Origin of the sequence: Pseudomonas sp. LAIL14HWK12:I10, assembly GCF_900184205.1 — a bacterium.
Lineage (GTDB): Bacteria > Pseudomonadota > Gammaproteobacteria > Pseudomonadales > Pseudomonadaceae > Aquipseudomonas > Aquipseudomonas kermanshahensis.
On the sequence record NZ_FXWU01000001.1, the window covers coordinates 195,298 to 222,276 of the forward strand.

At 62.6% G+C, this 26,979-nt stretch carries 24 protein-coding genes; 15 read left to right on the forward strand and 9 right to left on the reverse strand.

Going from position 1 to position 26,979, the window contains the following annotated elements:
* The first annotated feature begins 48 nt into the window (after nt 1-48).
* Nucleotides 49-1,578 (forward strand): MocR-like pyridoxine biosynthesis transcription factor PdxR, encoded by a 1,530-nt coding sequence (gene pdxR, locus QOS90_RS00960; protein WP_027592114.1) that lies wholly within the window; start codon nt 49-51, stop codon nt 1,576-1,578.
* 175 nt (nt 1,579-1,753) lie between these two features.
* Here the strand turns inward: pdxR and QOS90_RS00965 are convergent, their stop codons facing one another.
* The 4 genes from QOS90_RS00965 to aspA all read right to left on the reverse strand — a co-directional run bounded on the left by QOS90_RS00965 (nt 1,754) and on the right by aspA (nt 6,655).
* Nucleotides 1,754-2,857, reverse strand: a complete 1,104-nt coding sequence (locus tag QOS90_RS00965) for an extracellular solute-binding protein (RefSeq protein WP_027592115.1) — start codon at nt 2,855-2,857, stop codon at nt 1,754-1,756.
* On the reverse strand, nt 2,857-3,900 hold the full coding sequence (locus QOS90_RS00970; protein WP_027592116.1) for a histone deacetylase family protein: 1,044 nt from the start codon (nt 3,898-3,900) through the stop codon (nt 2,857-2,859). The genes QOS90_RS00965 and QOS90_RS00970 overlap by 1 nt, the downstream gene beginning before the upstream one ends.
* Nucleotides 3,901-4,061: 161 nt before the next feature.
* On the reverse strand, nt 4,062-5,054 hold the full coding sequence (locus QOS90_RS00975; protein WP_027592117.1) for an AraC family transcriptional regulator: 993 nt from the start codon (nt 5,052-5,054) through the stop codon (nt 4,062-4,064).
* A gap of 176 nt (nt 5,055-5,230) precedes the next feature.
* Complete coding sequence (aspA, locus tag QOS90_RS00980; RefSeq protein ID WP_027592118.1) at nt 5,231-6,655, reverse strand: aspartate ammonia-lyase; 1,425 nt, start codon at nt 6,653-6,655, stop codon at nt 5,231-5,233.
* Between the two features lie 182 nt (nt 6,656-6,837).
* Between aspA and QOS90_RS00985 the strand changes: the two genes are divergently transcribed.
* The 5 genes from QOS90_RS00985 to QOS90_RS01005 all read left to right on the forward strand — a co-directional run bounded on the left by QOS90_RS00985 (nt 6,838) and on the right by QOS90_RS01005 (nt 10,462).
* On the forward strand, nt 6,838-7,770 hold the full coding sequence (locus QOS90_RS00985) for a LysR substrate-binding domain-containing protein (RefSeq protein WP_172960396.1): 933 nt from the start codon (nt 6,838-6,840) through the stop codon (nt 7,768-7,770).
* 171 nt (nt 7,771-7,941) lie between these two features.
* Nucleotides 7,942-8,433, forward strand: a complete 492-nt coding sequence (gene purE, locus QOS90_RS00990; protein ID WP_016489856.1) for a 5-(carboxyamino)imidazole ribonucleotide mutase — start codon at nt 7,942-7,944, stop codon at nt 8,431-8,433.
* A 10-nt stretch (nt 8,434-8,443) separates the two neighbouring features.
* Nucleotides 8,444-9,526, forward strand: coding sequence for a 5-(carboxyamino)imidazole ribonucleotide synthase (locus QOS90_RS00995; protein WP_085272155.1), 1,083 nt, complete (start codon nt 8,444-8,446; stop codon nt 9,524-9,526).
* Nucleotides 9,527-9,634: 108 nt separating this feature from the next.
* Complete coding sequence (locus tag QOS90_RS01000) at nt 9,635-9,880, forward strand: GlsB/YeaQ/YmgE family stress response membrane protein (protein ID WP_027592121.1); 246 nt, start codon at nt 9,635-9,637, stop codon at nt 9,878-9,880.
* A gap of 48 nt (nt 9,881-9,928) precedes the next feature.
* Complete coding sequence (locus QOS90_RS01005; protein WP_420832917.1) at nt 9,929-10,462, forward strand: DUF3299 domain-containing protein; 534 nt, start codon at nt 9,929-9,931, stop codon at nt 10,460-10,462.
* A gap of 124 nt (nt 10,463-10,586) precedes the next feature.
* Here the strand turns inward: QOS90_RS01005 and QOS90_RS01010 are convergent, their stop codons facing one another.
* Nucleotides 10,587-11,483 (reverse strand): D-hexose-6-phosphate mutarotase, encoded by an 897-nt coding sequence (locus tag QOS90_RS01010; RefSeq protein ID WP_027592123.1) that lies wholly within the window; start codon nt 11,481-11,483, stop codon nt 10,587-10,589.
* Nucleotides 11,484-11,555: 72 nt separating this feature from the next.
* Nucleotides 11,556-11,954 (reverse strand): acyl-CoA thioesterase, encoded by a 399-nt coding sequence (locus QOS90_RS01015; RefSeq protein WP_003253317.1) that lies wholly within the window; start codon nt 11,952-11,954, stop codon nt 11,556-11,558.
* A 356-nt stretch (nt 11,955-12,310) separates the two neighbouring features.
* Here QOS90_RS01015 and QOS90_RS01020 point away from each other — a divergent pair, with 356 nt between their 5' ends.
* The 8 genes from QOS90_RS01020 (at nt 12,311) to QOS90_RS01055 (ending at nt 22,862) form a co-directional block, all read left to right on the forward strand.
* Entirely contained in the window at nt 12,311-13,600 is a 1,290-nt protein-coding gene (locus tag QOS90_RS01020; protein ID WP_027592124.1) for an MFS transporter, read from the forward strand.
* 212 nt (nt 13,601-13,812) lie between these two features.
* Nucleotides 13,813-14,811, forward strand: a complete 999-nt coding sequence (locus QOS90_RS01025; protein WP_027592125.1) for a phosphate ABC transporter substrate-binding protein PstS — start codon at nt 13,813-13,815, stop codon at nt 14,809-14,811.
* A 139-nt stretch (nt 14,812-14,950) separates the two neighbouring features.
* Nucleotides 14,951-17,239 carry an ABC transporter permease family protein gene (locus tag QOS90_RS01030; protein ID WP_085272157.1) on the forward strand — a complete coding sequence of 763 codons (2,289 nt, stop codon included), beginning with the start codon at nt 14,951-14,953 and terminating at the stop codon, nt 17,237-17,239.
* A 17-nt stretch (nt 17,240-17,256) separates the two neighbouring features.
* Complete coding sequence (gene pstA / locus QOS90_RS01035; RefSeq protein ID WP_027592127.1) at nt 17,257-18,927, forward strand: phosphate ABC transporter permease PstA; 1,671 nt, start codon at nt 17,257-17,259, stop codon at nt 18,925-18,927.
* A 72-nt stretch (nt 18,928-18,999) separates the two neighbouring features.
* A complete protein-coding gene (pstB, locus tag QOS90_RS01040; protein ID WP_027592128.1) occupies nt 19,000-19,833 on the forward strand; it encodes a phosphate ABC transporter ATP-binding protein PstB in 834 nt (277 codons plus the stop codon).
* Nucleotides 19,834-19,927: 94 nt separating this feature from the next.
* Nucleotides 19,928-20,698: a phosphate signaling complex protein PhoU gene (gene phoU / locus QOS90_RS01045; RefSeq protein WP_027592129.1), complete on the forward strand. Its 771-nt coding sequence runs from the start codon at nt 19,928-19,930 to the stop codon at nt 20,696-20,698.
* Nucleotides 20,699-20,863: 165 nt separating this feature from the next.
* Nucleotides 20,864-21,754 carry a response regulator gene (locus tag QOS90_RS01050; RefSeq protein ID WP_085272158.1) on the forward strand — a complete coding sequence of 297 codons (891 nt, stop codon included), beginning with the start codon at nt 20,864-20,866 and terminating at the stop codon, nt 21,752-21,754.
* 211 nt (nt 21,755-21,965) lie between these two features.
* Entirely contained in the window at nt 21,966-22,862 is an 897-nt protein-coding gene (locus QOS90_RS01055; protein WP_027592131.1) for a peptidoglycan DD-metalloendopeptidase family protein, read from the forward strand.
* 16 nt (nt 22,863-22,878) lie between these two features.
* Here the strand turns inward: QOS90_RS01055 and QOS90_RS01060 are convergent, their stop codons facing one another.
* From QOS90_RS01060 to phoB, 3 genes are all read right to left on the reverse strand, one after another.
* The gene (locus tag QOS90_RS01060) at nt 22,879-24,219 is read right to left on the reverse strand and encodes a hemolysin family protein (RefSeq protein ID WP_027592132.1); all 1,341 of its coding nucleotides are present in this window, start codon (nt 24,217-24,219) and stop codon (nt 22,879-22,881) included.
* 139 nt (nt 24,220-24,358) lie between these two features.
* A complete protein-coding gene (gene phoR, locus QOS90_RS01065; protein WP_027592133.1) occupies nt 24,359-25,666 on the reverse strand; it encodes a phosphate regulon sensor histidine kinase PhoR in 1,308 nt (435 codons plus the stop codon).
* Nucleotides 25,667-25,711: 45 nt separating this feature from the next.
* Nucleotides 25,712-26,401 (reverse strand): phosphate regulon transcriptional regulator PhoB, encoded by a 690-nt coding sequence (gene phoB, locus QOS90_RS01070; RefSeq protein WP_003253341.1) that lies wholly within the window; start codon nt 26,399-26,401, stop codon nt 25,712-25,714.
* Between the two features lie 172 nt (nt 26,402-26,573).
* Between phoB and QOS90_RS01075 the strand changes: the two genes are divergently transcribed.
* Entirely contained in the window at nt 26,574-26,942 is a 369-nt protein-coding gene (locus QOS90_RS01075; protein WP_085272159.1) for a COG4315 family predicted lipoprotein, read from the forward strand.
* The last annotated feature ends 37 nt before the right edge of the window (nt 26,943-26,979 follow it).

The following is a 26,979-nucleotide window of genomic DNA, read 5'->3' on the forward strand; positions in this document are numbered from 1 at the left end:
TGGTTCTGTGTAAGATCCATTTATGACTGATTTGACAGGTCCAATACGGTGAACAAGCGCCCCCTCATCTTGCCCTTCGACCCCGCTGGCATCGTGCTGGACCGCCAGCGAGGGCTCAGCCAGCAGCTTTACCAGGCCTTGCGTGCACGGGTGCTGGATGGGCGCCTGAGCAGCGGTACGCGGTTACCGGCCAGCCGTGACCTGGCAGCCATCCTCGCGCTGTCGCGCAACAGTGTGGTGCGTGCCTACGACCAGTTGTATGCCGAAGGGTATATCGAGAGCCGGGTGGGGGACGGCACCTATGTCACTCAGCTCGATAAACTATCCACACAACTGTCCACAGGGTTATCCCTAGGGTTATCAACAGGCTTATCCACATTTTACTCAGAAAAGACTGAGGATTTATCCAGCTGTGAGCGCACCAGCGAGCCTTTGGAGCGTCTGAAAAGTAACCATTTGCCGCCTCCCAGAAGTGGCGCGCCGCGCGCATTCCGGGTGGGGATTCCGGCCTTCGATCTGTTCCCGTTTGACGTCTGGGCCAAGCTGCAAGCGGGTTTCTGGCGTAACCCGGACCCTGCGCAGCTGGGCTACGGTGAACCCGCAGGCGAGCTGCAGCTGCGCGAGCTGATTGCCACCTATTTACGCCGTTCGCGGGGTTTATCGTGCACGGCTGAACAAATTGTGATCACCAGTGGTGCACAGCAGGCCATCAGCCTTTGTGCACAGTTGCTGTTGCAGCCTGGCGAGGGGGTGGCTGTGGAAAACCCGGGCTACCGGGCCGCCGGGCATACCTTCGCCGTGGCGGGTGGCAGGGTGATGGGCGTGCCAGTGGATGACGAGGGTATGAATTGCCAGCGGCTGATGCAGCTGGCGGACTGCCGCCTGGCCTATGTGACGCCAGCCCACCAGTACCCGACCGGGGTAACCATGAGCCTGGCACGGCGCCTGGCATTGCTGGCCTGGGCCGAGCGTAGCGATGGCTGGATCATCGAAGACGATTACGACGGCGAGTACCGCTACAGCGGTGCGCCATTGGCACCGCTGGCGGCATTGGACCGGCAGGGGCGGGTGCTGTACATCGGCACGTTCGGCAAGATTGCCTTCCCCGCGTTACGCCTGGGCTACCTGGTGCTGCCTGGGCGCCTGGTGCAGGCCTTCAGCCAGGGGCGGGCGTTGGCCATGCGGCATTCGGAGGTCAGTAGCCAGTGTGTGATGGCCGAGTTCATGGCCCAAGGGCATTTCCAGCGGCACATACGGCGTATGCGCCGGGCGGCGTTGAGCCGGCGCAACGTGCTCAAGGCGGGCTGGCCTGTGGATGTTCCAGGCTTGGGCGCCATGCCGGAAGTGGCGGCAGGACTACACGTGAAGGTGGATGTGGATAACTTTGCGCGGGAACAAGCCTTGGTCGCCAAGGCTGAAGCGGTTGGCGTTGAGGTGAATCCACTGAGTAGTTACTGGTTGGATGACAGCGAGGTGCCTGTGGATAAGCGGGCAGGGTTGGTGCTGGGGTTTGCGGCCGTGCCGGAAGGCGACATCGCCAATGCACTGATGCGATTGCGCAGTGCCTGGCGAAAGTGAACGGGGCCGCTGTGCGGCCCAATCGACACCCTTTGCGCCAAGCCTTACCCCGGTAGGAGCAGCCTTGTGCTGCGAAGAGGCCGGTAAAGGCAGCGAAGATGCTGCTGGGTTTACTGGCCTCTTCGCAGCGCAAGGCTGCTCCTACAGCGAATGTGGGCTGTGGCCTACATACCCATTAGGTGCCGGACTTGATGCGCGTCCAGGCCCTGGTGCGCGCGCGCTCGGCGTCGCGTGGCAACGGCTTGAGGGTGTACAGCTTGGCCATCGCCTCCGCCGTCGGGTAAAGGTTGGGGTTATTGCGAATCGCCGGGTTCACCTTCTCGGTGGCGTCCTTATTCGGGTTCGGATAGCCGACAAAATCACTGATCGGCGCAATCACCTCCGGGCGCAGCAGGTAGTTGATGAAGGTGTGGGCGTCTTCGGCGTTGGCGGCGTTTTTTGGAATGGCCAGCATGTCGAACCAGATCGGCGCTCCTTCCTTGGGCAGGCGCATGTCGACCACCACGCCATTCTTCGCATCGCGGGCCCGGTTGGCGGCCTGCGAGAAGCTGCCGCTGTAGCCCACCGCCACGCAGATGTCGCCGTTGGCGATGTCGGCCATGTACTTGGAGGAATGGAAGTACGTCACGTGCGGGCGAATCTTCAGCAGCAGCTCCTCGGCCTTCTTGTAGTCGGCCGGCTTGTCGCTGTTGGGCGGCAAGCCCAGGTACTGCAGGGCCAGTGGCAAGATCTCCGAGGGCGAATCGAGCAAGGCAACGCCGCACTGCTTGAGCTTGGCAATGTTCTCTTCCTTGAAGATCAGGTCCCAGCTGTCCACAGGTGCGTTCTCACCCAGCGTAGCCTTGACCTTGGCCGGGTTGAAGCCGATCAGCACGGTGCCGTACATGTAGGGCACGGCAAACTTGTTGCCGGGGTCGTTGGCCTCGATCAGCTTCATCAGTGCCGGGTCCAGGTGTTGCCAGTTCGGCAGCTTGCTGCGGTCCAGTGGCTGGAACACGCCAGCCTCGATCTGCTTGGCAAGGAACACGTTGGACGGTACCACCACGTCATACCCGGAGTTGCCGGTCAGCAGCTTGGCTTCCAGTGCCTCGTTGGTGTCGAAAATGTCGTAGATCAGCTTTACGCCGCTGTCTTTCTGAAAGTCGACCAAGGTTTGCGGGGTGATGTAGTCGAACCAGTTGTAGACCCGCAGGGTGCGCTGTTCGGCCTGGGCCTGCAGGGCGCCGGTGAACAGGGTGGCAGCGATGATCGGGGCGAGCAGACGCTTGAGTCGGGCCATCATCGGGCTCCTGGCTGGGCGCGCTGGAAACCTTCCAGCACATTGACTGCGTTGATGCCGATTTCTTCCACAGCGTAGCCGCCTTCCATCACGAACAGGGTCGGCTTGCCGAGCTGGGCGATGCGTTTGCCCATTTCCAGGTAGTCAGGGCTGTCCAGCTTGAACTGGGAGATTGGGTCGTCCTTGAAGGTGTCCACCCCGAGCGAGATCACCAGCACATCGGCCTCGTAGGCAGCGATGCGCTGGCACGCGTCTTCCAGCGCTGCGCTCCAGGCGGCCCAGTCACTGCCGGCCGGCAACGGGTAGTTGATGTTGCAGCCTTCACCTGCGCCTTCGCCCGTTTCGTCGGCATAGCCGAGGAAGAACGGGAATTCGTCCTGCGGGTCGCCGTGGATCGAGGCGAAGAACACATCGCTGCGGCTGTAGAAGATGTCTTGGGTGCCGTTGCCGTGGTGATAGTCGACGTCGAGGATGGCGACCTTGGCGCGGCCTTGGTCCAGGAAGGCCTGGGCAGCGATGGCAGCGTTGTTCAGGTAGCAGTAACCGCCCATGACTTCGCCGGCGGCATGGTGCCCCGGTGGGCGGCACAGGGCGAACGCCGAATGGGCGCCTTGCTGGATGGCGGCCTGGGCCGTGAGCGCGACCTGGGCGGCGCTGTAGGCGGCTTGCCAGGTACCGGCGGTAATCGGCGCGCCGGCGTCGAAACTGTAGTAGCCAAGCTCGCCATGCAGGCCGGTGGGTTTAACCTGGCGCAGGGTGCGGGCTGGCCAGGTGAAAGGCAGCAGGTCGCCTTCATGGCCCAACGCGGCCCAGCGCGCCCAAGCGCCTTCAAAAAAGTCCAGGTAGTCGGCGCTGTGGACGCGCAGCAGCGGCGCGCGGCCGAAGTCGTCCGGCGCCTTCACGTCGCCCAGCTGGCGCTTGTTCACTTGATCGAGCACATGGTCGGCGCGCGAAGGCATTTCGAAGCAGGGCATCAGCTTGCCGTCGATCAGCTCGCAGCGGCCGTGGTGCAGGCGGTGGTCATCGGAATAGATCGTCAGCATTGTTGTTCTCCGGTTGGACTGGCGTGGTCCCATTTTCAGGGGCAGCCCGGTAGCGGAGAACGACGCAAACGGCCAAAAGGGGATCGATGTGGCCAAGGTCGCTGGCCGGGTTTAATGTGCGGGCCTCTTCGCGGGCAAGCCCGCGAAGAGGCCCGCCCAGGTCAACCGCGAAAGTGGCTGGGCGCCACGCCACTCCAGCGCTGGAACGCATGGCGGAAGCTGGCCGTTTCGCTGAACCCCAAGGTTTCGGCAATTCGGTAGATCGGCATCTGTTCATCGGCCAACAGCTGCTTGGCCCGCTCGAAACGCAGCTCATCGAGCAGCTGTTGATAACTGCTGCCCAGCGCCTGCAGGTGCCGACGCAGGGTCCGCGATGAGCAGTTCATCTGCCGCGCCAAACCCTCAAGCCCGGGCGCTGCGTCCAGTTGTTGGGCCAGCAGCTGGCGTATCTTGCCCAGCCAGGCCTGACGCCCTGTGAACTCGAGGTTCAGGCGTCGGCAGCGCTCGCTCATGGCTTTGTGGGTAATGGGGTCGGCCAACGGTAGCGGGGTATCCAGCCAGCGCCGCTCGAAGGCAAACGCGTTGTCCTCGGCCTCGAAGCCGATTGGGCATTGGAAGGCACGGGTATAGAGGCTGTGGTAGCCCGGCCGGGCATGCTCGAAGCGGCTGCCGAGCAGTGGCAGGGGCCGGCCCAGCAAGTCGTCGCAAATCACTTTAAGCGAGACCAGGCAGAACTCTGCATTGAAAGCAGTCAGCGCCGGGCTGTCGCGGTAATCGCTGGCGCTGAGCCATACACGCTGGCCGTCGTCGATCAGGCGCAGTTGGAAGACTGTTCCCAGCAGTGCCGGAAAGCGCAGCGCCAGGCGCAAGGCGTCACCCAAAGTGGCACTGGAGAGCAGGGCGTAACCGAGCATGCCATAGCACGACACGTGCATGCGCTGGCCCAGCTCCAGGCCGATGTCTTCGCGCCGGGCGACGGCATTGGCACACACCTGCAGCTCTTGCTGGGTGGTGATGCGCGCGTCTGCATGCCCCAGGTCCGCCGGGCCGATGCCGCTGCCGGCGAGCAAGGCCGAAGCCTCGCAACCCTCAGCCTGAAAGACGTTGAGGATCAGCGAAACCGCGTTGAGGGTGGTCAGGTGGCTGTGCAGCATGCTCGGTATCCCGTTGGTTGGGATGCATTATGGAGCAAGTTGTGTGCCGCAAACCTGGGGCAGCGCAACCGCGCCAGATCATGCAGGCAAAAAAAGGCCCGATGCATGCGCTCGGGCCTTTGAAAGGTTGAGAGGTGTCTAGTCCCTCGACCTGGTGAGACAGTTGAAGCGGTCGGTTACGCCTTCAGCGGAACCAGACGCGGTGCGATCATGTTTTCTGGGCGCAGGATGTCGTTGAGCATCTCTTCGTCCAGCAGCTTCTCTTCGCGCACCAGTTCCAGCACACCGCGGCCTGTTTCCAGGGCAACACGGGCGATACGGGTGGCGTTTTCGTAGCCGATGTAAGGGTTCAGGGCGGTGACCAGGCCGATCGAGTGCTCGACCAGTTCACGGCAGCGCTGTTCGTTGGCAGTGATGCCGACGATGCAGTGCTCGCGCAGCATGTCCATGGCGCGCTGGAGCAGGCGGATCGAGTCGAAGATCTTGTAGGCGATCAGCGGCTCCATCACGTTCAGCTGCAGCTGGCCACCTTCGGCGGCGACGGTCAGGGCCAGGTCGTTGCCCATGATGGCGAAGGCCACCTGGTTGACGGCTTCCGGGATAACCGGGTTGACCTTGCCTGGCATGATCGAGCTGCCTGGCTGACGCGCTGGCAGGTTGATCTCGTTGATGCCGGTACGCGGGCCGCTGGACAGCAGGCGCAGGTCGTTGCAGATCTTCGACAGCTTGACCGCGGTACGCTTGAGCATGCCGGAGAACAGCACGAAGGCGCCCATGTCGGAGGTGGCTTCGATCAGGTCGGCAGCCGGGACCAGCGGCTGGCCGCTGATGGTTGCCAGGCGCTGTACGGCGAGCATCTGGTAGCCCGGGTCGGCGTTGATGCCGGTACCGATGGCAGTACCACCCAGGTTGATTTCGGTCAGCAGCTCCGGCGCCAGCGAACGCAGACGGTTGAGGTCTTCGGTCATGGTGGTGGCGAAGGCGCGGAATTCCTGGCCCAGGGTCATCGGCACGGCGTCCTGCAGCTGGGTACGGCCCATCTTCAGTACGTGGTCGAACTCTTTACCTTTGGCGGCGAAGGCCTGGATCAGGCTGTCGAGGCTGGCGAGCAGGGCGTCATGACCCAGCAGCAGACCCAGACGGATCGCAGTCGGGTAGGCGTCGTTGGTCGACTGCGCCATGTTCACGTCGTTGTTCGGGTGCAGGTACTGGTACTCACCCTTCTGGTGGCCCATGGCCTCCAGCGCGATGTTGGCGATGACTTCGTTGGCGTTCATGTTGGTAGAAGTACCAGCACCGCCTTGAATCATGTCCACCACGAACTGCTCGTGGTAGTCGCCTTTGATCAGCCGGCCGCAGGCGGCGCTGATGGCGGCGTGCTTGGCATCGCTCAAGTGCCCCAGCTCTCGGTTGGCGTCAGCAGCAGCCTGCTTGACCATCGCCAGGCCCACTACCAGTTTCGGGTAGTGCGACAGCGGAACACCGGAGAGGTGGAAGTTGTTGGCAGCGCGCAGGGTCTGGATGCCGTAGTAGGCATCAGCAGGAACTTCAAGGGTACCCAGCAGATCTTTTTCGACGCGGAACGATGCAGCGGCAGACATGATGTATATCATCTCGAATTTGACCCGGCACATGCCGGAATGGCGCTAATCCTAGGCCCGAAGAGGATTTTGCGGCCAATGCTGTTGCACGCTAACCTATGCACAAACGGCATAGTGTTTCATGTGACGCCAATTGACATTCGAGCGTGTTCCATTTTGGTGCATGCCGGGAGATGTGCTTCGTGAACCTGGAAAGCAAATGGCTGGAAGACTTCAGCGCCCTGGCTGCCACGCGCAGTTTTTCGCAAGCGGCAGAGCGGCGTTTCGTCACTCAACCGGCCTTCAGTCGACGTATTCGCAGCCTCGAAGCAGCCTTGGGCCTGCAGCTGGTGAATCGTTCCCGCACGCCGATTGAACTGACCGAGGCCGGGCAGCTGTTTCTGGTCACGGCGCGCACCGTTGTCGACCAGTTGAGCGAAATTCTGCGCCACTTGCACCACCTCGAAGGTGGCCAGGGCGAGGTTATCCAAGTGGCGGCGGCGCACTCCCTGGCGTCGGGGTTTTTCCCACGTTGGGTGGCCCAGTTGCGCAACGACGGGTTGAACATCGCCACCCGTCTGGTGGCGACCAACGTGGGTGATGCGGTGCATGCCCTGCGCGAAGGCGGTTGCGACCTGATGCTGGCCTTCTATGACCCCGATGCCGCGCTGCAGATGGATGCCGAGATCTTCCCGTCGCTGCACATGGGCACCACCGAAATGTTGCCGGTGTGTGCCGTGGATGCCGACGGCCAGCCTTTGTTCGACCTGGAAGGCGAGGGCAGCGTGCCACTTTTGGCCTACACCGCCGGTGCCTTTCTCGGCCGTTCGGTGAACCTGTTGCTACGCCAGCGCAACCTGCGCTACACCACTGTTTATGAAACCGCCATGGCCGACAGCCTCAAGAGCATGGCGCTGGAGGGCATGGGCATTGCCTGGGTGCCACGCCTGTCGATGCGCGGCGAACTGGAGCGGGGTGAGCTGGCCATCTGCGGTGGCAGCCAATGGCACGTGCCCCTGGAAATCCGCCTGTACCGCTGCGCCCTGGTGCGCAAGGCCAACGTGCGCTTGTTGTGGCGCAAGCTGGAAGGGGCGGCGGCGGTTGACCCAAAAGTCAGCCAAAGCCCCGAAAAATAAGGCCGACAGTTGGTCGCCGGGGGTGCCAGCATCGCCCAGGGTTACGGTATACTGCGCGGCCTTTAGACCGGATAGCTCCGGTCCTGATCAGCAAACAAGCCACGCCGGTCGTCCCGCGTGGCTTGTTGTTTTTTGACGCGCCCAAGGGCGCACAAGCGAAGAGGCTCGACGATGAGTGCACTGGTTGGCGTGATCATGGGCTCCAAGTCCGATTGGTCCACCCTTAGCCACACCGCCGATATGCTGGAAAAACTCGGCATTCCCTACGAAGTGAAGGTGGTTTCCGCCCACCGCACCCCGGATCTGCTGTTCCAGTATGCCGAAGAGGCCGAAGGCCGTGGCATCGAGGTGATCATCGCCGGTGCCGGTGGCGCAGCCCACCTGCCAGGCATGTGCGCCGCCAAGACCCACCTGCCGGTGCTGGGCGTGCCGGTGCAGTCGTCGATGCTGTCGGGTGTCGATTCGCTGCTGTCGATCGTGCAGATGCCGGCGGGCGTTCCGGTCGCGACCCTGGCCATCGGCCGGGCGGGCGCGATCAACGCTGCATTGCTGTCGGCGAGCATCCTGGGCGCCAAGTACCCGCAGTACCACGCGGCGCTCAAGCAGTTCCGCACGGAACAGACCGACACCGTGCTGGACAATCCAGACCCGCGCCAGGCTTGAGGCTGACCCCATGAAGATCGGTGTAATCGGTGGTGGCCAGCTCGGCCGCATGCTGGCCCTGGCGGGTACTCCGCTGGGCATGAACTTCGCGTTCCTCGACCCGGCTGCAGATGCCTGCGCCGCCCCTCTGGGCGAGCACCTGCGCGCCGACTACGGTGACCAGGACCATCTGCGCCAGCTGGCCGACGAAGTCGACCTGGTGACCTTCGAGTTCGAAAGCGTCCCGGCCGAAACCGTGGCCTTCCTCTCGCAGTTCGTCCCGGTCTACCCAAGCGCCGAAGCGCTGCGTATTGCCCGCGACCGCCTGTTCGAGAAGAGCATGTTCCGCGACCTGGGTATTCCGACCCCGGCCTTCGCCGACATTCTCTCCCAGGCAGACCTGGACGCCGCGGTTGCCAGCATTGGCCTGCCAGCGGTGCTCAAGACCCGCACCCTGGGCTACGACGGCAAGGGCCAGAAGGTCCTGCGCAGTGCTGAAGACGTGGTCGACACCTTCGCCGAGCTGGGCAGCGTGCCGTGCCTGCTGGAAGGCTTCGTGCCGTTCACCGGCGAAGTCTCGCTGGTGGCCGTCCGTGCTCGCGATGGCGAAACCCGCTTTTATCCGCTGGTGCACAACACCCACGAGAGCGGCATCCTGCGCCTGTCGGTGGCCAGCGAAGCGCACCCGCTGCAAGGCCTGGCCGAAGACTACGTCGGCCGTGTGCTGAAGCAGCTGGACTATGTCGGCGTGATGGCGTTCGAGTTCTTCGAAGTCGACGGTGGCCTGAAGGCCAACGAAATCGCCCCGCGTGTGCACAACTCCGGGCACTGGACCATCGAAGGCGCCGAGTGCAGCCAGTTCGAGAACCACCTGCGCGCCGTTGCCGGCCTGCCGCTGGGCTCGACTGCCAAGGTCGGTGAAAGCGCCATGCTCAACTTCATCGGCGAAGTACCCGCGGTGGACAAAGTGGTTGCCATCGAAGACTGCCACCTGCACCACTATGGCAAGGCCTTCAAGGTCGGGCGCAAGGTTGGCCATGCCACCCTGCGTTGCCAGGACATGGCCACCCTCGTGCGCAAGATTGCCGAAGTAGAGGCGCTGATCAGCAACTGATCGGGCTGTAAATCGAACTTCTGCAAGCGGCTTGCCCTCTGAACATGGCAACAAGCCAAAGCCCGTCTAGGCTTTGGCTTGTTCCATCTTCACTGCAGAGGGATTGCCATGGGCATCATTGGAACCATCTTCATCGGCCTCATCGTTGGCCTGCTGGCCCGCTTCATCAAGCCGGGCGACGACAGCATGGGCTGGATCATGACCATCCTGCTGGGTATTGCCGGCTCCTTGCTCGCCACCTACGGCGGCCAGGCACTGGGCATTTATCAGGCGGGGCAGGCCGCAGGGTTCTTCGGCGCGCTGGTCGGTGCCGTCGTCCTTCTGGTGATCTACGGATTAATCAAGAAACGCTGAATACCGTTTAGAATGCTCGGCAATTCATCCGAGTTGCCGAGCATTTTCATGCGTGCCTTATTTCTCATCCCCTTGCTTCTGGCCAGCACCCTGGCCCGTGCCGAGCTGCCCGAAACCGACTGGCTGGAGCTGATGCCCAAGTCGGACCAGAAGGCCCTTGAGCAGATGCCCGAAATCGACCACAACTCGCCAGAGGCCATGGGCACCTTCACCGACAAGGGCGGCCTCAAGCAGAGCAAAGGGTTGCCGGCGGTGATGTATTCGACCAAGACCGTGGCCGCCATGAACGGCAAGCAGATTCGCCTGGGCGGTTACCCGGTGCCGCTGGAGAGCGATGCCAAGGGCAACAGCACGCTGTTTTTCCTGGTGCCGTACCCGGGCGCCTGCATCCACGTGCCGCCACCGCCACCGAACCAGTTGGTGCTGGTGCGCTACCCGAAGGGGCTGAAAATCGACGACATCTACACGCCGCTGTGGGTTAGCGGGGCGTTGAAGGTGGAGAAGGTCAGCAACGACCTGGCGGATGCGGCCTATGCGCTGGATGCGCAGAAGGTGAGGGTGGTGGAGGACGCCGACCTCTGATTGCCTGCACCGGCCTCTTCGCGGGTAAACCCGCTCCCACAGGTACTTCACCCATTTCGAATGCGGTGCAGTACCTGTGGGAGCGGGTTTACCCGCGAAGAGGCCCGCAAAACCACTGCAAAACTCAGATCATTTCACAACCAATCTGCACGCCCAGCGAATGGCTCGCGCCAGGCTTCACTTCCACCACGTCATCCCACACATTCGCCGTCTCGATGCACAGCATCCGCTGCCAGCCATCATCCGCCATGTCCGGCAGCTCCCGCGCCCGCTCGGTCCACGGGTTCCAGATCACCGCCGAGCGCGAGCCACTGCTGGTCAGGGTAATCCGCCGCGCCCAGTGGGGGTCGACGATGCTAAGGGTTTGCGGGGTAGCCAGGTAGATCCGGTCAGTCTCCCCGGCAAATGCCAGCACACCTTGCTGCTGGCGCTGCTCCCAATCGGCCAAGGTCTCGATGTAGCTCAACCCCTCCGCACCCTCGACCCGCGCCTGGCGCACGTCGCTGACGGCAAAGTAGCTGTGCAGGGCTTGGCTGATGGTCACACTGTCGCTGCCGAGGTTATAGCTGGTCAGCGTCACGTTCAGCTGTTCGCCCAGTTCGATCAGCAACTTCAGCTCGACCTCATGCGGCCAGCCGGGCAAGTCACCTTGAGCCGCAGGCAGCTCGAATTCGATCTGAATCGTGTCGCCGACCTGCTCGGCCCTGTTCAACTGCCAGTCGCGACCCCGCACCAGCCCATGCGCGGGGGCTTGTTCGCCCGTGTACATACTTTGTACAGACGCGGGGTTGCGCTGCAGGTTGCCAAACCACGGCCAGCACACCGGTACCCCGGCGCGCACGGATTTGCCCTGGCGGAAAATGGCCTGGTCGCTCAGCCACAGCAGCGGCGGTTCGCCCACACGCTGGTAGCTGAGGATCTGCGCGCCCTGCTGGGCGATCAGTAGTTCGGCATGCTCGCTGGTGATGCGCCAGCAATTGAGTTCGCCGTGTTGCTCGGTGTCGACCTTGAAAGTAGCCATTGCACTCGTCTCATTGATTGCCCTGTGGGCCTTGGACCCGGGCACGTGCAATGAGTTTACCGCCGGCGTGGCTCAGCGACGAGGCACAGAGCGGGTGCGGCCACTGCCGTCGATGGCGACGAAGACGAATACCGCTTCGGTCACCTTGCGCCATTCACTGGACAGCGGGTCGTCGCTCCACACTTCGACCATCATCTGGATCGAGCTGCGGCCGATTTCCAGGGTCTGGGTATAGAACGACAGCTGGGCGCCCACGGCGACCGGGACCAGGAAGGCCATGCGATCGATGGCCACCGTGGCCACACGGCCACCCGCGACACGGCTGGCCATGGCAGTGCCGGCCAAATCCATCTGGGCGACCAGCCAGCCGCCAAAGATGTCACCAAAGCCGTTAGTCTCACGAGGGAGTGCGGTGATTTGCAAGGCCAGGTCGCCTTGCGGGATTGGATCTTCTTGTTCGAGCTCAATCATGCGATGGGGCCTCTGACCCGTGACGCTTTCGTTGGTGTGGCGCAAAGGCCGGGTAAACGATTCAGCTGGAAACATACTACGCCGATTTCGTTTCACTGGGCGGCCGTAGGGAAACTCTGCGAAACCGCCTGACATGCAGACCGGCGTTTTCGCACAACATCCCACGCTAGGAGCAACCTTTTCCTACGAACGGCCAGTATATAGAGCATAACGGCCAGCGACGACCGCGCATTCATGAATATCTGTATGGTTTTTGTATCGCTTTCAGCGCGCCTCGGCAATTTGCTATCTTCGCTCGTCTACCAATCCAGAAGTCGCGCGCCAAGCGGCCTGCATGACCTACAAGAGAAAGATCGATGACCTCCGTGCCGAGCAGTATCGAGCAGCCTTCACGGCCGCTGACCCGCAGCGACTACAAGACCCTTTCACTGTCCGCCCTGGGCGGTGCACTGGAGTTCTACGACTTCATCATCTTCGTGTTCTTCGCCACGGTGGTCGGCAAGCTGTTCTTCCCTGCCGACATGCCCGAATGGCTGCGCTTGATGCAGACGTTCGGCATCTTCGCCGCCGGCTACCTGGCGCGGCCACTGGGCGGCATCGTCATGGCGCACTTCGGTGACCTGCTCGGGCGCAAGAAGATGTTCACCCTGAGCATCTTCATGATGGCGCTGCCCACCCTGATCATGGGCCTGCTGCCGACCTACGCGCAGATTGGCCTGTGGGCACCGGTTTTGCTGCTGCTGATGCGCGTGATTCAGGGCGCGGCGATTGGTGGCGAAGTGCCCGGCGCCTGGGTGTTCGTCTCGGAGCACGTACCAGCGCGCAATACCGGCTACGCCTGCGGCACGCTGACCGCCGGGCTGACCTCGGGCATTTTGCTCGGCTCGCTGGTCGCGACCCTGATCAACAGCATTTACACCCCAGGTGAAGTTGCCGATTACGCCTGGCGTATACCGTTCTTGCTGGGGGGTGTGTTCGGCCTGTTCTCGGTGTACCTGCGCCGCTGGCTGCACGAAACCCCAGTGTTCGCCGAGATGCAGCAGCGCAAGGCCCTGGCCGAAGAGCTGCCGCTGCGTGCCGTGCTGCGTGATCACCGTGGCGCGATCATCTTGTCGATGCTGCTGACCTGGTTGCTGTCGGCCGGCATCGTGGTGGTGATCCTGATGACCCCCGCGCTGCTGCAGAGCTTCTACCAAATCAGCCCGACCGACTCGCTCAAGGCCAACAGCCTGGCCATCGTGCTGCTCAGCCTCGGCTGCATCGGTGCCGGTAGCCTGGCCGACCGCATCGGCGCTGGGCGTGTGTTCATCGTCGGCAGCCTGCTGTTGCTGGCCAGCTCCTGGACCTTCTACCACAGCCTGCCGACCCGCCCCGACCTGCTGTTCCCGCTGTATGCGCTGACCGGACTGTGCGTCGGTATCGTCGGCGCCGTGCCCTATGTGATGGTCAAGGCCTTCCCACCGGTGGTGCGTTTCAGCGGCTTGTCGTTCTCTTACAACGTCGCCTACGCCATCTTCGGCGGGCTGACGCCGATGGTGGTGACCGCGCTGTTGAAGGTCAGCCCAATGGCGCCGGCCTATTATGTGGCGGGGCTGTGTGCTGTCGGGCTGGCCGTAGGCGTTTATCTGTTCGCCAATAAGCGCTGATCGGCTTGCATCAATTGCCTCCCTCATTGGGGTAGGCGAAGAGCCTGAGCGGTTACCCCGCGCCTCTGCAACATCTTGAAAAGGCCATCCCCGGCACCGGGTGATGGCCTTTCATCCAATTGTCACATTGAAGTCATATCGTATTCATGCGGCCTGCAGATACTTGGGCCCGATCCATCCAACACCACCAATATTCCTGCTAGGAGCAAGGCATGAAACTGAAGCGTTTGATGGCGGCCCTTACCTTCGCCGCCGCTGGCGTTGCAACCGCCAATGCGGTAGCCGCTGTCGACCCAGCAATCCCGACCTACACCAAGACCACCGGTGTTTCGGGCAACCTCTCCAGCGTCGGTTCGGACACCCTCGCCAACCTGATGACCCTGTGGGCCGAGGCCTACAAGAAGGAATATCCGAACGTAAACATCCAGATCCAGGCCGCCGGCTCCTCCACCGCGCCACCCGCGCTGACCGAAGGCACCGCCAACCTGGGCCCGATGAGCCGCAAGATGAAGGACGTCGAGCTGCAGGCCTTCGAACAGAAGTACGGCTACAAGCCGACCGCCATCCCGGTCGCCGTTGACGCCCTGGCTGTATTCGTCCACAAGGACAACCCGATCAAGGGCCTGACCATGGCTCAGGTCGATGCGATCTTCTCGTCCACTCGCCTGTGCGGCGCCAAGGCCGATGTCAAAACCTGGGGCGACCTGGGCGTGACCGGCGACCTGGCCAACAAGCCAGTGCAGCTGTTCGGCCGTAACTCGGTATCGGGCACCTACGGCTACTTCAAGGAAGAAGCCCTGTGCAAAGGCGACTTCAAGCCTAACGTCAACGAACAGCCTGGCTCGGCTTCGGTCGTGCAGTCGATCAGCTCCTCGCTGAACGGCATTGGCTACTCGGGCATCGGCTACAAGACCGCTAGCGTCAAGACCGTAGCCCTGGCCAAGAAAGAAGGCGGCGAGTTCATCGAAGACAACGAAGAAAACGCCCTGAACGGCAAGTATCCGCTGTCCCGCTTCCTGTACGTCTACGTCAACAAGGCCCCGAACAAGCCTCTGGCTCCGCTGGACGCCGAGTTCATCAAGCTGGTGCTGTCGCAAGCTGGCCAGCAGGTCGTGGTGAAGGATGGCTACATCCCGCTGCCGGCCAAAGTGGTCGACAAGACCCTGGCTGACCTGGGCCTGTCCCACGCTGGTAACGTCGCAAAGAAGTAAGTAACTGAGGAATCGGCCGGTGCCTAAGCCCGGCCGCTTCCACGAATTCTCAGTCCGAAGCCAGAACCCCTGAGCGTCGGGCTTTCTTGCGTCACTGCATTGTCATGTTTTTGTCATACGGGACCGCTAGGGTGTGCGCATGAATGATCTGGCCAACTCCACCATGACCCAAAATTCCCAACCCGTGCGGATTGACTTCAATACGCCCGAGTTGCAACGCAAGCGCCGCATGCGTGCGCTCAAGGACCGCCTGACCCGCTGGTATGTACTGGTGGGCGGGCTTGCCGTATTGGCGGCAATTACCCTGATTTTCTTCTACCTGGCCTACGTGGTGCTGCCGCTGTTCCAGGGCGCTGAGCTGACCAGCAAGAAGGCCCTGGAGCCGACCTGGCTGCAACAGGATGTCGGCAAGCCGCTGATGATCGCGCTTGAAGAGCAGAACCTGGTGGGCATGCGGGTTTCCGACAAGGGGCAGGCACTGTTCTTCGACACCAAGACCGGTGCCGAGCTGCAGCGCGTCGACCTGCCGCTGCCGGCCGGTACCCAGGTGAGCTCCATCAGCACCGATCAGCCGGGTAGCCCGCTGGTTGTGCTGGGTCTGTCCAATGGTCAGGCGTTGGTGTTCCACCACACCTACAAGATCACCTACCCGGACAACAAAAAGACCATCACCCCAGGCATCGACTACCCCTACGGCAAGGACGCGTTCGTGCTTGACGACCAGGGCCGCCCTCTGGAGCACGTGAGCGTCAACGTCAACGGCGAAACCCTGCTGCTGGCAGGTTCCACCGGTTCGCACCTGCAGGTCACCCAACTGACCCGCGAAGAGAACATGATGACCGGCGAGGTCACCAGCGAGCAGAACCGTATCGACCTCCCGCAGATGACCGAGCCGGTCAAGGCCATTTACGTCGACCCGCGCCAGCAATGGCTGTACGTGGTCAACGGCCGTGCCACCGCCGACGTCTTCAGCCTGCGTGACAAGAGCCTCAACGGCCGCTACAAGCTGCTGGAAGATGGCAATGCCGAGATCACGGCCAGTGGCCAGTTGGTGGGCGGTATCTCGCTGATCTTCGGTGACTCAAAAGGTGGCTTGAACCAGTGGTTCATGGCCCGCGATCCCGATGGCGAGTCACGCTTCAAGTTGATCCGCAGCTTCCAGATGGGCAACGCGCCGATCGTCCAGATCGATGCCGAAGAGCGCCGCAAGGGCTTCATCGCCCTGGACGCCGAAGGCAAGCTTGGTGTGTTCCACAGCACCGCGCACCGCACCCTGCTGGTCGAGCCGGCTGCAGAAGGCGCGGGCATCCTGGCCCTGTCGCCGCGTGCCAACCGCATCATCATCGAGGAAGGCGGCAAGCTGCTGCCGCTGAGCCTGAAGAACCCGCACCCGGAAGTCTCCTTCAGCGCGCTGTGGGGCAAGGTCTGGTACGAGAACTATGACGAGCCCAAGTACGTCTGGCAGTCGACTGCGTCGAACACCGACTTCGAGCCCAAGCTCAGCCTGTCGCCGCTGACCTTCGGTACCCTGAAGGCTGCGTTCTACGCGATGATCCTGGCCGCCCCGCTGGCCATTGCCGCCGCCATCTACACCGCCTACTTCATGGCCCCTGGCATGCGCCGCAAGGTCAAGCCGGTGATCGAGCTGATGGAAGCGATGCCGACGGTGATCCTCGGCTTCTTCGCCGGCCTGTTCCTCGCGCCGTACCTCGAAGGCCACTTGCCGGGTGTGTTCAGCCTGTTCGTACTGATGCCGTTCGGCATCCTGCTGGCCGGTTTCGTCTGGAGCCGCCTGCCGGAGTCGATCCGCCTGCGCGTGCCGGATGGCTGGGAAGCGGCGATCCTGATCCCCGTGATCCTGTTCACCGGCTGGTTCGCCCTGACCATGAGCCCTTACCTGGAGACCTGGTTCTTCGGCGGCGACATGCGCCTGTGGATCACCAACGACCTGGGCATCACCTACGACCAGCGCAACGCCCTGGTAGTTGGTATCGCCATGGGCTTCGCGGTTATCCCGAACATCTACTCGATTGCCGAAGACGCCGTGTTCAGCGTGCCGCGCAGCCTGACCCTGGGCTCCCTGGCCCTGGGTGCGACGCCGTGGCAGACCCTGACCCGCGTGGTCATCCTCACCGCCAGCCCGGGTATCTTCTCGGCGCTGATGATCGGCATGGGCCGTGCGGTGGGCGAGACCATGATCGTGCTCATGGCCACCGGCAACACCCCGGTGATGGAGATGAACCTGTTCGAAGGCATGCGCACCCTGGCCGCCAACGTGGCGGTAGAAATGCCAGAGTCGGAAGTCGGTGGCAGCCACTATCGCGTGCTGTTCCTGGCGGCCCTCGTGCTGCTGATGTTCACCTTCATCATGAACACCTTGGCCGAGCTGATTCGCCAGCGTCTGCGCAAGAAATACTCGTCGCTTTGATAGAAAGGTAGAGATCCGTGAAAAAGGATTCCCTCAAAGGCTGGTTCAAGAGCGGCGCCCCAGGCGTCTGGATCAGCGGTGGCGCGGTTGCCATGGCGGTGATCATGACCATCGGTCTGCTGTCGGTCATCGCCGTGCGAGGCCTGGGCCACTTCTGGCCGGCCGACCTGGTCCAGGCCACCTACAAGGTGCCTGGCCAGGCTGATCACATCGTCGTCGGCGAAGTGGTGCAAAAAGAAGAAGTGCCCCGTGCACGCCTGAAGGGTGCCGGCTTGCCGGTACCTGAGCAGGGCCCGGAGTTCATGACCCGTGAGCTGATCAAGGTCGGTAACCGCGACCTTAACGGCAGCGACTTCACCTGGGTGGTGGGCGACTGGCTGGTCGATGAGCAACGCCCGGTCGACCTGATGGCGCTGGAACGCCGCGAGTGGGGCAACTTCTACGGCTACCTGGTCAGCGTCAAGGAAGAAGGCCGCGTGGTCGCCGAAGGCCCTGCTGCCTGGAACGAACTGCAGGCCCGCCTCAAGCGCGCCAACCAGCTCAATGGCGAATTGCAGCAACTCGAGAAAAAAGACATCGGCGCCATCAACCATGGCCTCGAACGCCTGCGCCTGCATAGCCGCAAGCTGGAGCTGGAGGGCAAGCTCGACGCCGCTGCCCAGGCCGACATGGACGCCGAGCGTGCCGAGCTGAACAGCCGCTACAAGGCCATCGAAGACCGACTCAGCGGCCTGCACCAGGCCTTCTCCCGCGACAGCCTGGTGGCACGTGATGCCAACGGCCGCGAAGTGGAGATCAACCTGAGCAAGGTGGTGCACGCTATCCAGCCGAACGGCATGTCCGGGCTGACCAAGATGGGCACTTACTTCGCCAAGGTCTGGGAGTTCCTCAGCGACGACCCGCGTGAAGCCAACACCGAGGGCGGCATCTTCCCGGCCATCTTCGGTACCGTGATGATGACCCTGATCATGGCCGTGATCGTGACCCCGTTCGGCGTGCTGGCTGCAGTCTACCTGCGCGAATACGCCAAGCAGGGCCCGGTGACGCGCCTGATCCGCATCGCGGTGAACAACCTGGCGGGTGTACCGGCGATCGTCTACGGCGTGTTCGGCCTGGGCTTCTTCGTCTATGTACTGGGTGGCTCGATCGACCGGCTGTTCTTCCCCGAGTCGCTGCCGGCACCCACCCTGGGTACCCCGGGCCTGCTGTGGGCCTCGCTGACCTTGGCGCTGCTGGCGGTACCGGTGGTGATCGTGGCCACCGAAGAAGGCCTGGCGCGGATTCCACGCACCGTGCGCGAGGGCTCGCTGGCCCTAGGCGCGACCAAGGCCGAGACCCTGTGGAAAATCGTCCTGCCGATGGCCAGCCCGGCCATGATGACCGGCATGATCCTCGCCGTGGCCCGCGCCGCGGGTGAAGTGGCGCCACTGATGCTGGTGGGTGTGGTGAAGCTGGCGCCGTCGTTGCCACTGGATGGCAACTACCCGTACCTGCACCTGGACCAGAAGATCATGCACCTGGGCTTCCACATCTATGACGTCGGCTTCCAGAGCCCTAACGTCGAGGCCGCACGGCCGCTGGTGTACGCCACCGCGCTGCTGCTGGTGCTGGTGATCGCCACCCTCAACCTCTCGGCGGTGTGGATCCGTAACCACCTGCGCGAGAAGTACAAGGCGCTGGACCACTGATCCTGATTACAAGCGTGCCGCCTGCAAGCCGGGCGGCCCTTTGAAACGAATTGATAGCGTATGGAGTTGACCATGCAGCACGAATCCCATACCCACGGCATCGACATGTCTGCCCTGGGCCGCGACAAGCAGAGCCTGCGCCTGGCCGAAGAGACCGTGGCCATCGAAGTACCGGGCCTGAGCCTGTTCTACGGCGACAAGCAAGCCTTGTTCGACGTCAGCATGAATATCCCCAAGCAGCGCGTGACCGCCTTCATCGGCCCGTCCGGCTGCGGCAAGTCGACCCTCCTGCGTACCTTCAACCGCATGAACGACCTGGTTGACGGTTGCCGCGTGGAGGGCGCCATCAACCTGTATGGCACCAATATCTACCGCAAGGGCGAAGACGTGGCCGAGCTGCGCCGCCGTGTGGGCATGGTGTTCCAGAAGCCGAACCCGTTCCCCAAGACCATCTACGAGAACGTCGTCTACGGCCTGCGCATCCAGGGTATCAACAAGAAGCGCACCCTCGACGAAGCCGTCGAATGGGCACTGAAGGGCGCCGCCCTGTGGGATGAGGTCAAAGACCGCCTGCACGATTCGGCCCTGGGCCTGTCGGGTGGCCAGCAGCAACGTCTGGTCATTGCCCGCACCATCGCCGTGGAGCCAGAAGTATTGCTGCTCGACGAACCGTGCTCGGCACTGGACCCGATCTCGACGCTGAAGGTCGAAGAGCTGATCTACGAATTGAAATCCAAGTACACCATCGTCATCGTGACCCACAACATGCAACAGGCGGCGCGCGTCTCGGACTACACCGCCTTCATGTACATGGGCAAACTGGTCGAATTCGGGGACACCGATACCCTGTTCACCAACCCGGCGAAGAAGCAGACCGAAGACTACATCACCGGTCGCTATGGCTAGTCGGTCTGCCAGCCGCAGGCCTGGGGCCAAGGGATAACACGAACGACTTGAAGCTTGCGGCTTGAGGCTTGCAGCTTTTTCGCGGAGCGAAACGATGATCAACAAAGAAAGCCTTACGCATCACATCTCCCAGCAGTTCAACGCCGAGCTTGAAGAGGTGCGCAGCCACCTCCTGGCCATGGGCGGCCTGGTCGAGAAACAGGTCAACGACGCGGTAACCGCGCTGATCGAGGCCGATTCGGGCCTGGCCCAGCAGGTGCGCGAGGTCGATGAGCAGATCAACCAGATGGAGCGCAACATCGACGAGGAGTGCGTCCGCATCCTCGCCCGCCGCCAGCCAGCGGCGTCCGACCTGCGCCTGATCATCAGCATCTCCAAGTCGGTGATCGACCTGGAACGCATCGGTGACGAGTCGACCAAGATCGCCCGTCGCGCCATCCAGCTGTGCGAAGAAGGCGAGTCGCCACGCGGCTACGTCGAGGTGCGCCACATCGGCGACCAGGTGCGGAACATGGTGCGCGACGCGCTGGACGCCTTTGCCCGCTTCGATGCCGACCTGGCGTTGTCGGTGGCGCAGTACGACAAGACCATCGACCGCGAGTACAAAACTGCGCTGCGCGAACTGGTGACCTACATGATGGAAGACCCGCGTTCGATTTCGCGGGTGCTGAGCGTCATCTGGGCCTTGCGTTCGCTGGAGCGTATCGGCGACCACGCCCGCAACATTTCCGAGCTGGTGATTTACCTGGTGCGCGGCACCGACGTCCGCCACATGGGCCTCAAGCGCATGAAGGCGGAAGTGCAGGGCACCAGCGGCGATGAGGCCGAAAGCGCTAATGTTCCGGGCCAAGCGGACGATAAATAGTATTGCTCCCGAGCCTCAACGCCCGGCTTAGGCCGGGCGTTTTCGTTTGCGGTCGAGCAGCCATCAGGCACCCGCGAACGGTGTGAAGAAGTCCCGCTCCACGCGCAGTTGTGGCAAGTAGCCATCACTTGCCGGTAGGCTAGTCGGGATTCAAGAGGAGTATCGATGAGTAAAGTCAATGTGCTGGTCGTGGATGACGCCCCGTTCATCCGCGATCTGGTCAGGAAGTGCCTGCGCAATGCCTTTCCGGGCATGGTCATCGACGATGCGGTCAACGGTCGCAAGGCGATGGCCATGTTGGGCAAGGAGCCGTTCGACCTGGTCCTGTGTGACTGGGAAATGCCTGAGATGTCGGGCCTGGAGCTGCTCAGCTGGTGCCGTCAGCAGCCCGCGTTGAAGAGCCTGCAGTTCATCATGGTGACCAGCCGTGGTGACAAGGAGAACGTGATCCAGGCCATTCAGGCCGGTGTGTCCGATTTTGTCGGCAAGCCGTTCACCAACGAGCAGTTGCTGACCAAGGTAAAGAAAGCCCTGACCAAGATCGGCAAACTCGACAGCCTGATGGCCACTGGGCCTGCGCGCGCGAATTCGGCGTTTGCCAACGATTCGCTGAGCGCGCTGACGGGCGGCAAGCCTGAAGCCGTCAAGGTCGCGGCGCCTGCTGCCGCGCCGGCCAAGCCGTTGATCAATGCACCGGCACCGCCTGCGGCTGCACCCTGTGGCCGTGGCCAAGGCCAGCTGCGCCTGTCTAGCGGCACACAGCCGTGCGTGATCAAGGCGTTGAGCCTGAAAGAGGCGCTGCTGGTGGTGCGCCGCAGCGAAGCGCTGCCGCAGGTGCTTGAGGGCGCGGTACTGGACCTGGAGCAAGGCGAAAACGCCGAAGTCGCGCGCCTGAACGGTTACCTGCATGCCGTCGCGGCGCTGGAGCCCAAGCCAGACAGTGACTGGCTGCAGCTGACCTTCAAGTTCGTCGATCAGGATGCGCAGAAGCTCGACTACCTGTCGCGGCTGATTGCCCGCGGCACGGCGCAGAAGCACTTCACGCCCGGCGCCTGATCGACAGCCAGGCATACGCGGTTCTTGTAGGAGCAGCCTTGTGCTGCGAAGAGGCCGGTGATAACACAGTGATATTGGCTGTTATCACCGGCCTCTTCGCAGCACAAGGCTGCTCCTACAGGTACGTGTTCGCCATCCGACCAACTGTCATATCCCCCGCCAAACCGGCTGCTAGGCTTCGACAGATCACAACTGTCAAAAAGCCACTATCATGCCCGCCCGCCTGCTGCTGTTCTGTGCATTGCTCATGGCCTCGGCGTCGAGCCTGGGCGTGACCCTCTACCCGATCACCGATGCCAACGGTGTGGGTGCCTATACCGACCGACCAGGCCCCGGTGCCAAGCCGATCGAGCTGCATGAGTCCATGGTCGAGCGCCAGGAAAGCCAGGTGCGGCTCAACGCGATCGTGTTCCAGGGCGGCGTGAGCTTTTCTGCGCGCAATGAATCGCATGTGCCGGTGCAGGTCGAATTGCACCTGGACAAGCTGATCAACGCTCAAGGCGGCAATGCGCCGCGGATCGTGCGCAGGGTGCTGCCAGGGCGTTCAACCCAGATGCTCAGCGTGCTGCGGGGCCGCCCTGGGACGTTGCTGGGCTATCGCTCGACGCTGCTGCAGGCAATGGGCGACCCGGGGCTGCGCCCTCAGGGTTATCGGTACGCCTTCCCCTGGCTGGGCGGGCCGTTTCGGGTGACGCAGGGGCCCAACGGCCGCTTCAGCCATTTTGGCCCCAAGGGGCGCTATGCCATGGATATCGCCATGCCTGAGGGCACGACCATCATTGCGGCCCGGGAAGGGGTGGTGGTGAATGTCGAGAACAGCCAGACCGGGCGTGGCAGCAACCCGTCGGGCAATTTTGTCAGGGTCTTGCACGCCGACGGCACCATGGGCGTGTACCTGCACCTGATGCGCGGTTCGGTGGTGGTGGCTGAGGGGCAGCGGGTGAAGCAGGGGCAGATGCTGGCCAAGTCCGGCAACACCGGCAACAGCACCGGCCCGCACCTGCATTTTGTGGTGCAGCGCAACGTGGGGTTGGCGCTGGAGTCGATACCCTATCAGTTCGACAGGCCGATCAGTGGGCTGCCCGACTTTACGGCGGGCAACCCCTGAACGATGGACTGTAAGGTCAATCCAGCTTCAGCACCTTGGCCAGCACGATCTTCGGCCCTTTCATCTTCTTGATGATGATGCGCAGGCCTTCAACCTCAAGCACTTCTTCCTCTTCAGGGACGCGCTTGAGCGTTTCATACACCAGCCCAGCCAGGGTCTCCGCCTCGATGTGGTCCAGGTCGATGCCCAGCAGGCGCTCGACCTTGAACAGCGGCGTGTCACCACGCACCAGCAGCTTGCCCGGCTGGTAGGCGAGGATGCCGCGCTCGGTCTTGCGGTGTTCATCCTGGATATCGCCGACCAGTACTTCCAGCACGTCTTCCATGGTCAGGTAGCCGATTACCTTGCCATCGGCTTCCTCGACCAGCACGAAATGCGCGCCGCCCTTGCGGAACTGCTCCAGCAACTGCGACAGCGGCATATGCCGGGAAACCCGCTCCAGCGGGCGGGCCAGGTCTTCGAGGTCGATGGTTTCGGGCAGGTGGTCGAGTTCGGCCAACTCCAGCAACAGGTCCTTGATGTGCAGCAACCCGGTGAACTCTTCGCGCTCGGCGTCGTAGACCGGGTAACGGCTGAACTTGTGGCGGCGCAGCAGGGCCAGGATCTGCTTGAGCGGCGCGTGCGCGTCGATGCTGACCATGTCCTCGCGGGAGTTAGCCCAGTCGACCACTTCCAGCTCGCCCATTTCCACTGCCGAGGCCAGCACGCGCATGCCCTGGTCGCTCGGGTCTTGGCCACGGCTGGAGTGCAGGATCAGCTTGAGCTCTTCGCGGCTGTAATGATGCTCGTGGTGCGGGCCAGGCTCACCTTGGCCAGCAATGCGCAGGATGGTGTTGGCGCTGGCATTGAGCAGGTAGATGGCCGGGTACATCGCCCAGTAGAACAGGTACAGCGGCACCGCGGTCCACAGCGACAGCAGCTCGGGCTTGCGGATCGCCCAGGACTTGGGCGCCAGCTCACCGACCACGATGTGCAGGTAAGAGATGACGAAGAACGCGACGAAGAACGAAATGCCCTTGATCAGCTCTGGCGTGTCCACGCCCATGTAGGCCAGCAGCGGCTCCAGCAGGTGGGCGAACGCCGGCTCGCCGACCCAGCCCAGGCCCAAGGAGGCGAGGGTGATGCCCAGCTGGCAGGCGGACAGGTAGGCGTCGAGCTGGTTGTGCACCTTGCGCAGGATGCTGCCACGCCAGCCGTGCAGTTCGGCGATGGAATCGACGCGGGTTGAGCGCAGCTTGACCATGGCGAACTCGGCGGCAACGAAAAAGCCGTTGAGCAGCACCAGGAGCAAGGCAAAGATGATCATGCCGAAATCGGCGAATAACGAGGTGAGGCTGATACCAGGGGAAGGGTCCATGATGGAGTTTTTACGGGGTCCGTCTTTGAGGAATGGAGAAAAAAAGTGCCAGCACAGGCTGGCACAGGGGATCCAATGTAGCGGTTGAAGCCGCAAAAGCAAAGGGTGATGGTCTTGATGGGGTTGCGGTGCAGCCTTCTCAACCCTTGCCGTTGGCCAATTGTGCCGGCGCAAAGTGACAGGTAAAGGTGCTGCCATGCCCCGGCACGCTGCTGATTTCCAGGCGCCCGCGATGGCGCAGCAGCACATGCTTGACGATCGCCAGGCCCAACCCCGTGCCCCCGGTATTGGACGCCCGGCTGGAGTCGACGCGGTAGAAGCGCTCGGTCAGCCGTGGCAAATGCTTGGCATCGATGCCGATACCCGAATCCTGCACGCTGAGGTGCGCACCCTGGGCATCGGCCCACCAGCGGATGCGAATGCTGCCCTCGTCCGGGGTGTACTTGACCGCGTTGAACACCAGGTTTGAGAACGCACTGCGCAGCTCTGCCTCGCTGCCCTTGAGGCTGACGCCGGGTGCGGCTTCCAGGCTGATGCGCTGGTTACGTGGGCCGGACAGCGCCTGGGCATCGCCCTTGATCGACTGCAGCAGGGCATCGACGGGCACGGGCAGGTTGTCGGAGGGGTAGTCGGTGGCCTCCAGCTTGGCCAGCAACAGCAAGTCATTGAGCAGGGTCTGCATGCGTGAACCTTGCTGGCTCATCTGCTGCAGGGCTCGGGTCCAGCGCGGGTTCACGTCCTCGACGTTGTCGAGCAAGGTTTCCAGGTAGCCGGTAATCACCGTCAGCGGCGTACGCAACTCATGGGAAACGTTGGCGACGAAGTCCTTGCGCATCTGTTCGAGCTGATGGATGCGGGTGACATCGCGCACCAGCATCAGGTGCTCGTTATTGCCGTAGCGGGTGATGTGCAGCTGCACACGCATCCGGTCATTGATCGGCGAAGGGATTTCCAACGGTTCTACGTAGTTCTCCGCCTCGAAATATTCCTTGAAGCGAGGGTGGCGCACCAGGTTGGTCACCTGCTGGCCGCCGTCCTGCGGGGTCTTGAAGCCCAGCAGGGTTTCGGCGGCGCGGTTCCACCATTCCAGGTTGCCGTCGCTGTCGAGCATGATCACCGCATCGCGCAGCGCGGCAGTGGACTCCTGCACCCGGTCGATCACCGCCTGCAGGCGGCCGCGTACGCGTTGGTCGCGACGTTGCAGGTGGTAGATGCTGTCGAACACTTCGCCCCACAGGCCGTAGCCGTCTGGCGGGGCCTCGTCGGGTTGATGGTTGCGCAGCCAGTCATGCAGGCGCAGCAGCTGCTTGAGGGTCCAACCCAGGTACAGGGCCAGGCCGATGGCCAGGCTCCAGCCGTAATAACCGCTGACCAGCCCACCGAGCAGGCAGACAGAGATCAGCAGCAGCAGGTGGCGAATCAGGGTCGCGTGCCAGTTCTGGTTCAATTGACGGTCCTTGTACAACGTCGTGCAGCCAGGCGTGCAGGCGTATCAGCTCTTGGTCGAGAAACGGTAGCCAGTGCCGCGGACGGTTTGTACCAGATTTTCGTAGGCTTCACCCAGCGCCTTGCGCAAGCGGCGGATGTGCACGTCGACGGTACGCTCCTCGACATAGACGTTGCCGCCCCAGACCTGGTCCAGCAACTGGCCACGGGTGTAGGCGCGCTCTTGGTGGGTCATGAAGAACTGCAGCAGGCGGTATTCGGTGGGGCCCATCTCGGCCGGTTTGCCGTCGATGGTCACGCGGTGGCTGATCGGGTCAAGCAGCAGGCCACCGACTTCGATCGGCGCCTCGCTGTCGCTCGGGCCGGTGCGACGCAGCACGGCTTTCAGGCGGGCGACCAGCTCGCGGGGCGAGAAGGGTTTGGTGATGTAGTCATCGGCGCCCACTTCCAGGCCTTGGATCTTGTTGTCCTCTTCACCTTTGGCGGTGAGCATGATGATCGGGATGTCCCCGGTCAGCTCGTCACGCTTCAGGCGGCGGGCCAGTTCGATGCCCGAGGTGCCCGGCAGCATCCAGTCGAGCAGGATCAGGTCAGGCTTGCGGTCGACGATGATCGCGTGTGCCTGTTGCGAGTTCTCCGCTTCCAGGCAGTCGTAGCCGGCCATTTCCAATGCAACGGCGATCATCTCGCGAATAGGCGCTTCGTCGTCGACGATCAGAATGTTCCTGCCAACCATGCTCAAAACCTCTCCTGGAAAATCGTGTCTGGCCCGCATTAGATAACGGAATTATTGCAGCTGTGTGACAGAGCATTGGCTGTTCTGGCGACATTCCATGACTGGACTAGGCTTGAAAGGGCCGCTGCGGCGGCTATCAGAACTCATTTCCCCGGAAACAATGGTGAATCCAATGACACGACATACGCTGAGCTGGATGGCCCTTCTTGCTGCGCTGGCACTCCCGGGGGTGGCCTCGGCCGACCATGCGATGGAGAAGAACGGCATGCTGGTCGACCATGCCGGCATGACGCTGTACACCTTTGACAAGGACGCTGGGGGCAAGTCGATGTGCAATGGCGATTGCGCAAAGAATTGGCCGCCGTTGACGGCTAAAGCGAGCGAAAAGGCAGATGGTGAGTGGACGCAGATCAAGCGTGACGATGGCACGATGCAATGGGCCTATGACGGCAAGCCGCTGTACACCTTCGTCAAGGACAAGAAGGCCGGCGATACCACCGGTGACGGCATGAAAGACGTCTGGCACGTGGCCAAGCCGTGACATAGCCGGGGCCGCTGTGCGGCCCTATCGCCGGCAA

Bases quoted from the DNA above. Each gene is read 5' to 3' on its own strand.
- QOS90_RS00965 (WP_027592115.1), bottom strand. From the start codon at position 2,857: ATGGCCCGACTCAAGCGTCTGCTCGCCCCGATCATCGCTGCCACCCTG.
- QOS90_RS00970 (WP_027592116.1), bottom strand. From the start codon at position 3,900: ATGCTGACGATCTATTCCGATGACCACCGCCTGCACCACGGCCGCTGC.
- QOS90_RS00975 (WP_027592117.1), bottom strand. From the start codon at position 5,054: ATGCTGCACAGCCACCTGACCACCCTCAACGCGGTTTCGCTGATCCTC.
- aspA (WP_027592118.1), bottom strand. From the start codon at position 6,655: ATGTCTGCCGCTGCATCGTTCCGCGTCGAAAAAGATCTGCTGGGTACC.
- purE (WP_016489856.1), top strand. From the start codon at position 7,942: ATGAGTGCACTGGTTGGCGTGATCATGGGCTCCAAGTCCGATTGGTCC.
- QOS90_RS00995 (WP_085272155.1), top strand. From the start codon at position 8,444: ATGAAGATCGGTGTAATCGGTGGTGGCCAGCTCGGCCGCATGCTGGCC.
- QOS90_RS01000 (WP_027592121.1), top strand. From the start codon at position 9,635: ATGGGCATCATTGGAACCATCTTCATCGGCCTCATCGTTGGCCTGCTG.
- QOS90_RS01005 (WP_420832917.1), top strand. From the start codon at position 9,929: ATGCGTGCCTTATTTCTCATCCCCTTGCTTCTGGCCAGCACCCTGGCC.
- QOS90_RS01010 (WP_027592123.1), bottom strand. From the start codon at position 11,483: ATGGCTACTTTCAAGGTCGACACCGAGCAACACGGCGAACTCAATTGC.
- QOS90_RS01015 (WP_003253317.1), bottom strand. From the start codon at position 11,954: ATGATTGAGCTCGAACAAGAAGATCCAATCCCGCAAGGCGACCTGGCC.
- QOS90_RS01020 (WP_027592124.1), top strand. From the start codon at position 12,311: ATGACCTCCGTGCCGAGCAGTATCGAGCAGCCTTCACGGCCGCTGACC.
- QOS90_RS01025 (WP_027592125.1), top strand. From the start codon at position 13,813: ATGAAACTGAAGCGTTTGATGGCGGCCCTTACCTTCGCCGCCGCTGGC.
- QOS90_RS01030 (WP_085272157.1), top strand. From the start codon at position 14,951: ATGAATGATCTGGCCAACTCCACCATGACCCAAAATTCCCAACCCGTG.
- pstB (WP_027592128.1), top strand. From the start codon at position 19,000: ATGCAGCACGAATCCCATACCCACGGCATCGACATGTCTGCCCTGGGC.
- phoU (WP_027592129.1), top strand. From the start codon at position 19,928: ATGATCAACAAAGAAAGCCTTACGCATCACATCTCCCAGCAGTTCAAC.
- QOS90_RS01050 (WP_085272158.1), top strand. From the start codon at position 20,864: ATGAGTAAAGTCAATGTGCTGGTCGTGGATGACGCCCCGTTCATCCGC.
- QOS90_RS01055 (WP_027592131.1), top strand. From the start codon at position 21,966: ATGCCCGCCCGCCTGCTGCTGTTCTGTGCATTGCTCATGGCCTCGGCG.
- QOS90_RS01060 (WP_027592132.1), bottom strand. From the start codon at position 24,219: ATGGACCCTTCCCCTGGTATCAGCCTCACCTCGTTATTCGCCGATTTC.
- phoB (WP_003253341.1), bottom strand. From the start codon at position 26,401: ATGGTTGGCAGGAACATTCTGATCGTCGACGACGAAGCGCCTATTCGC.
- QOS90_RS01075 (WP_085272159.1), top strand. From the start codon at position 26,574: ATGACACGACATACGCTGAGCTGGATGGCCCTTCTTGCTGCGCTGGCA.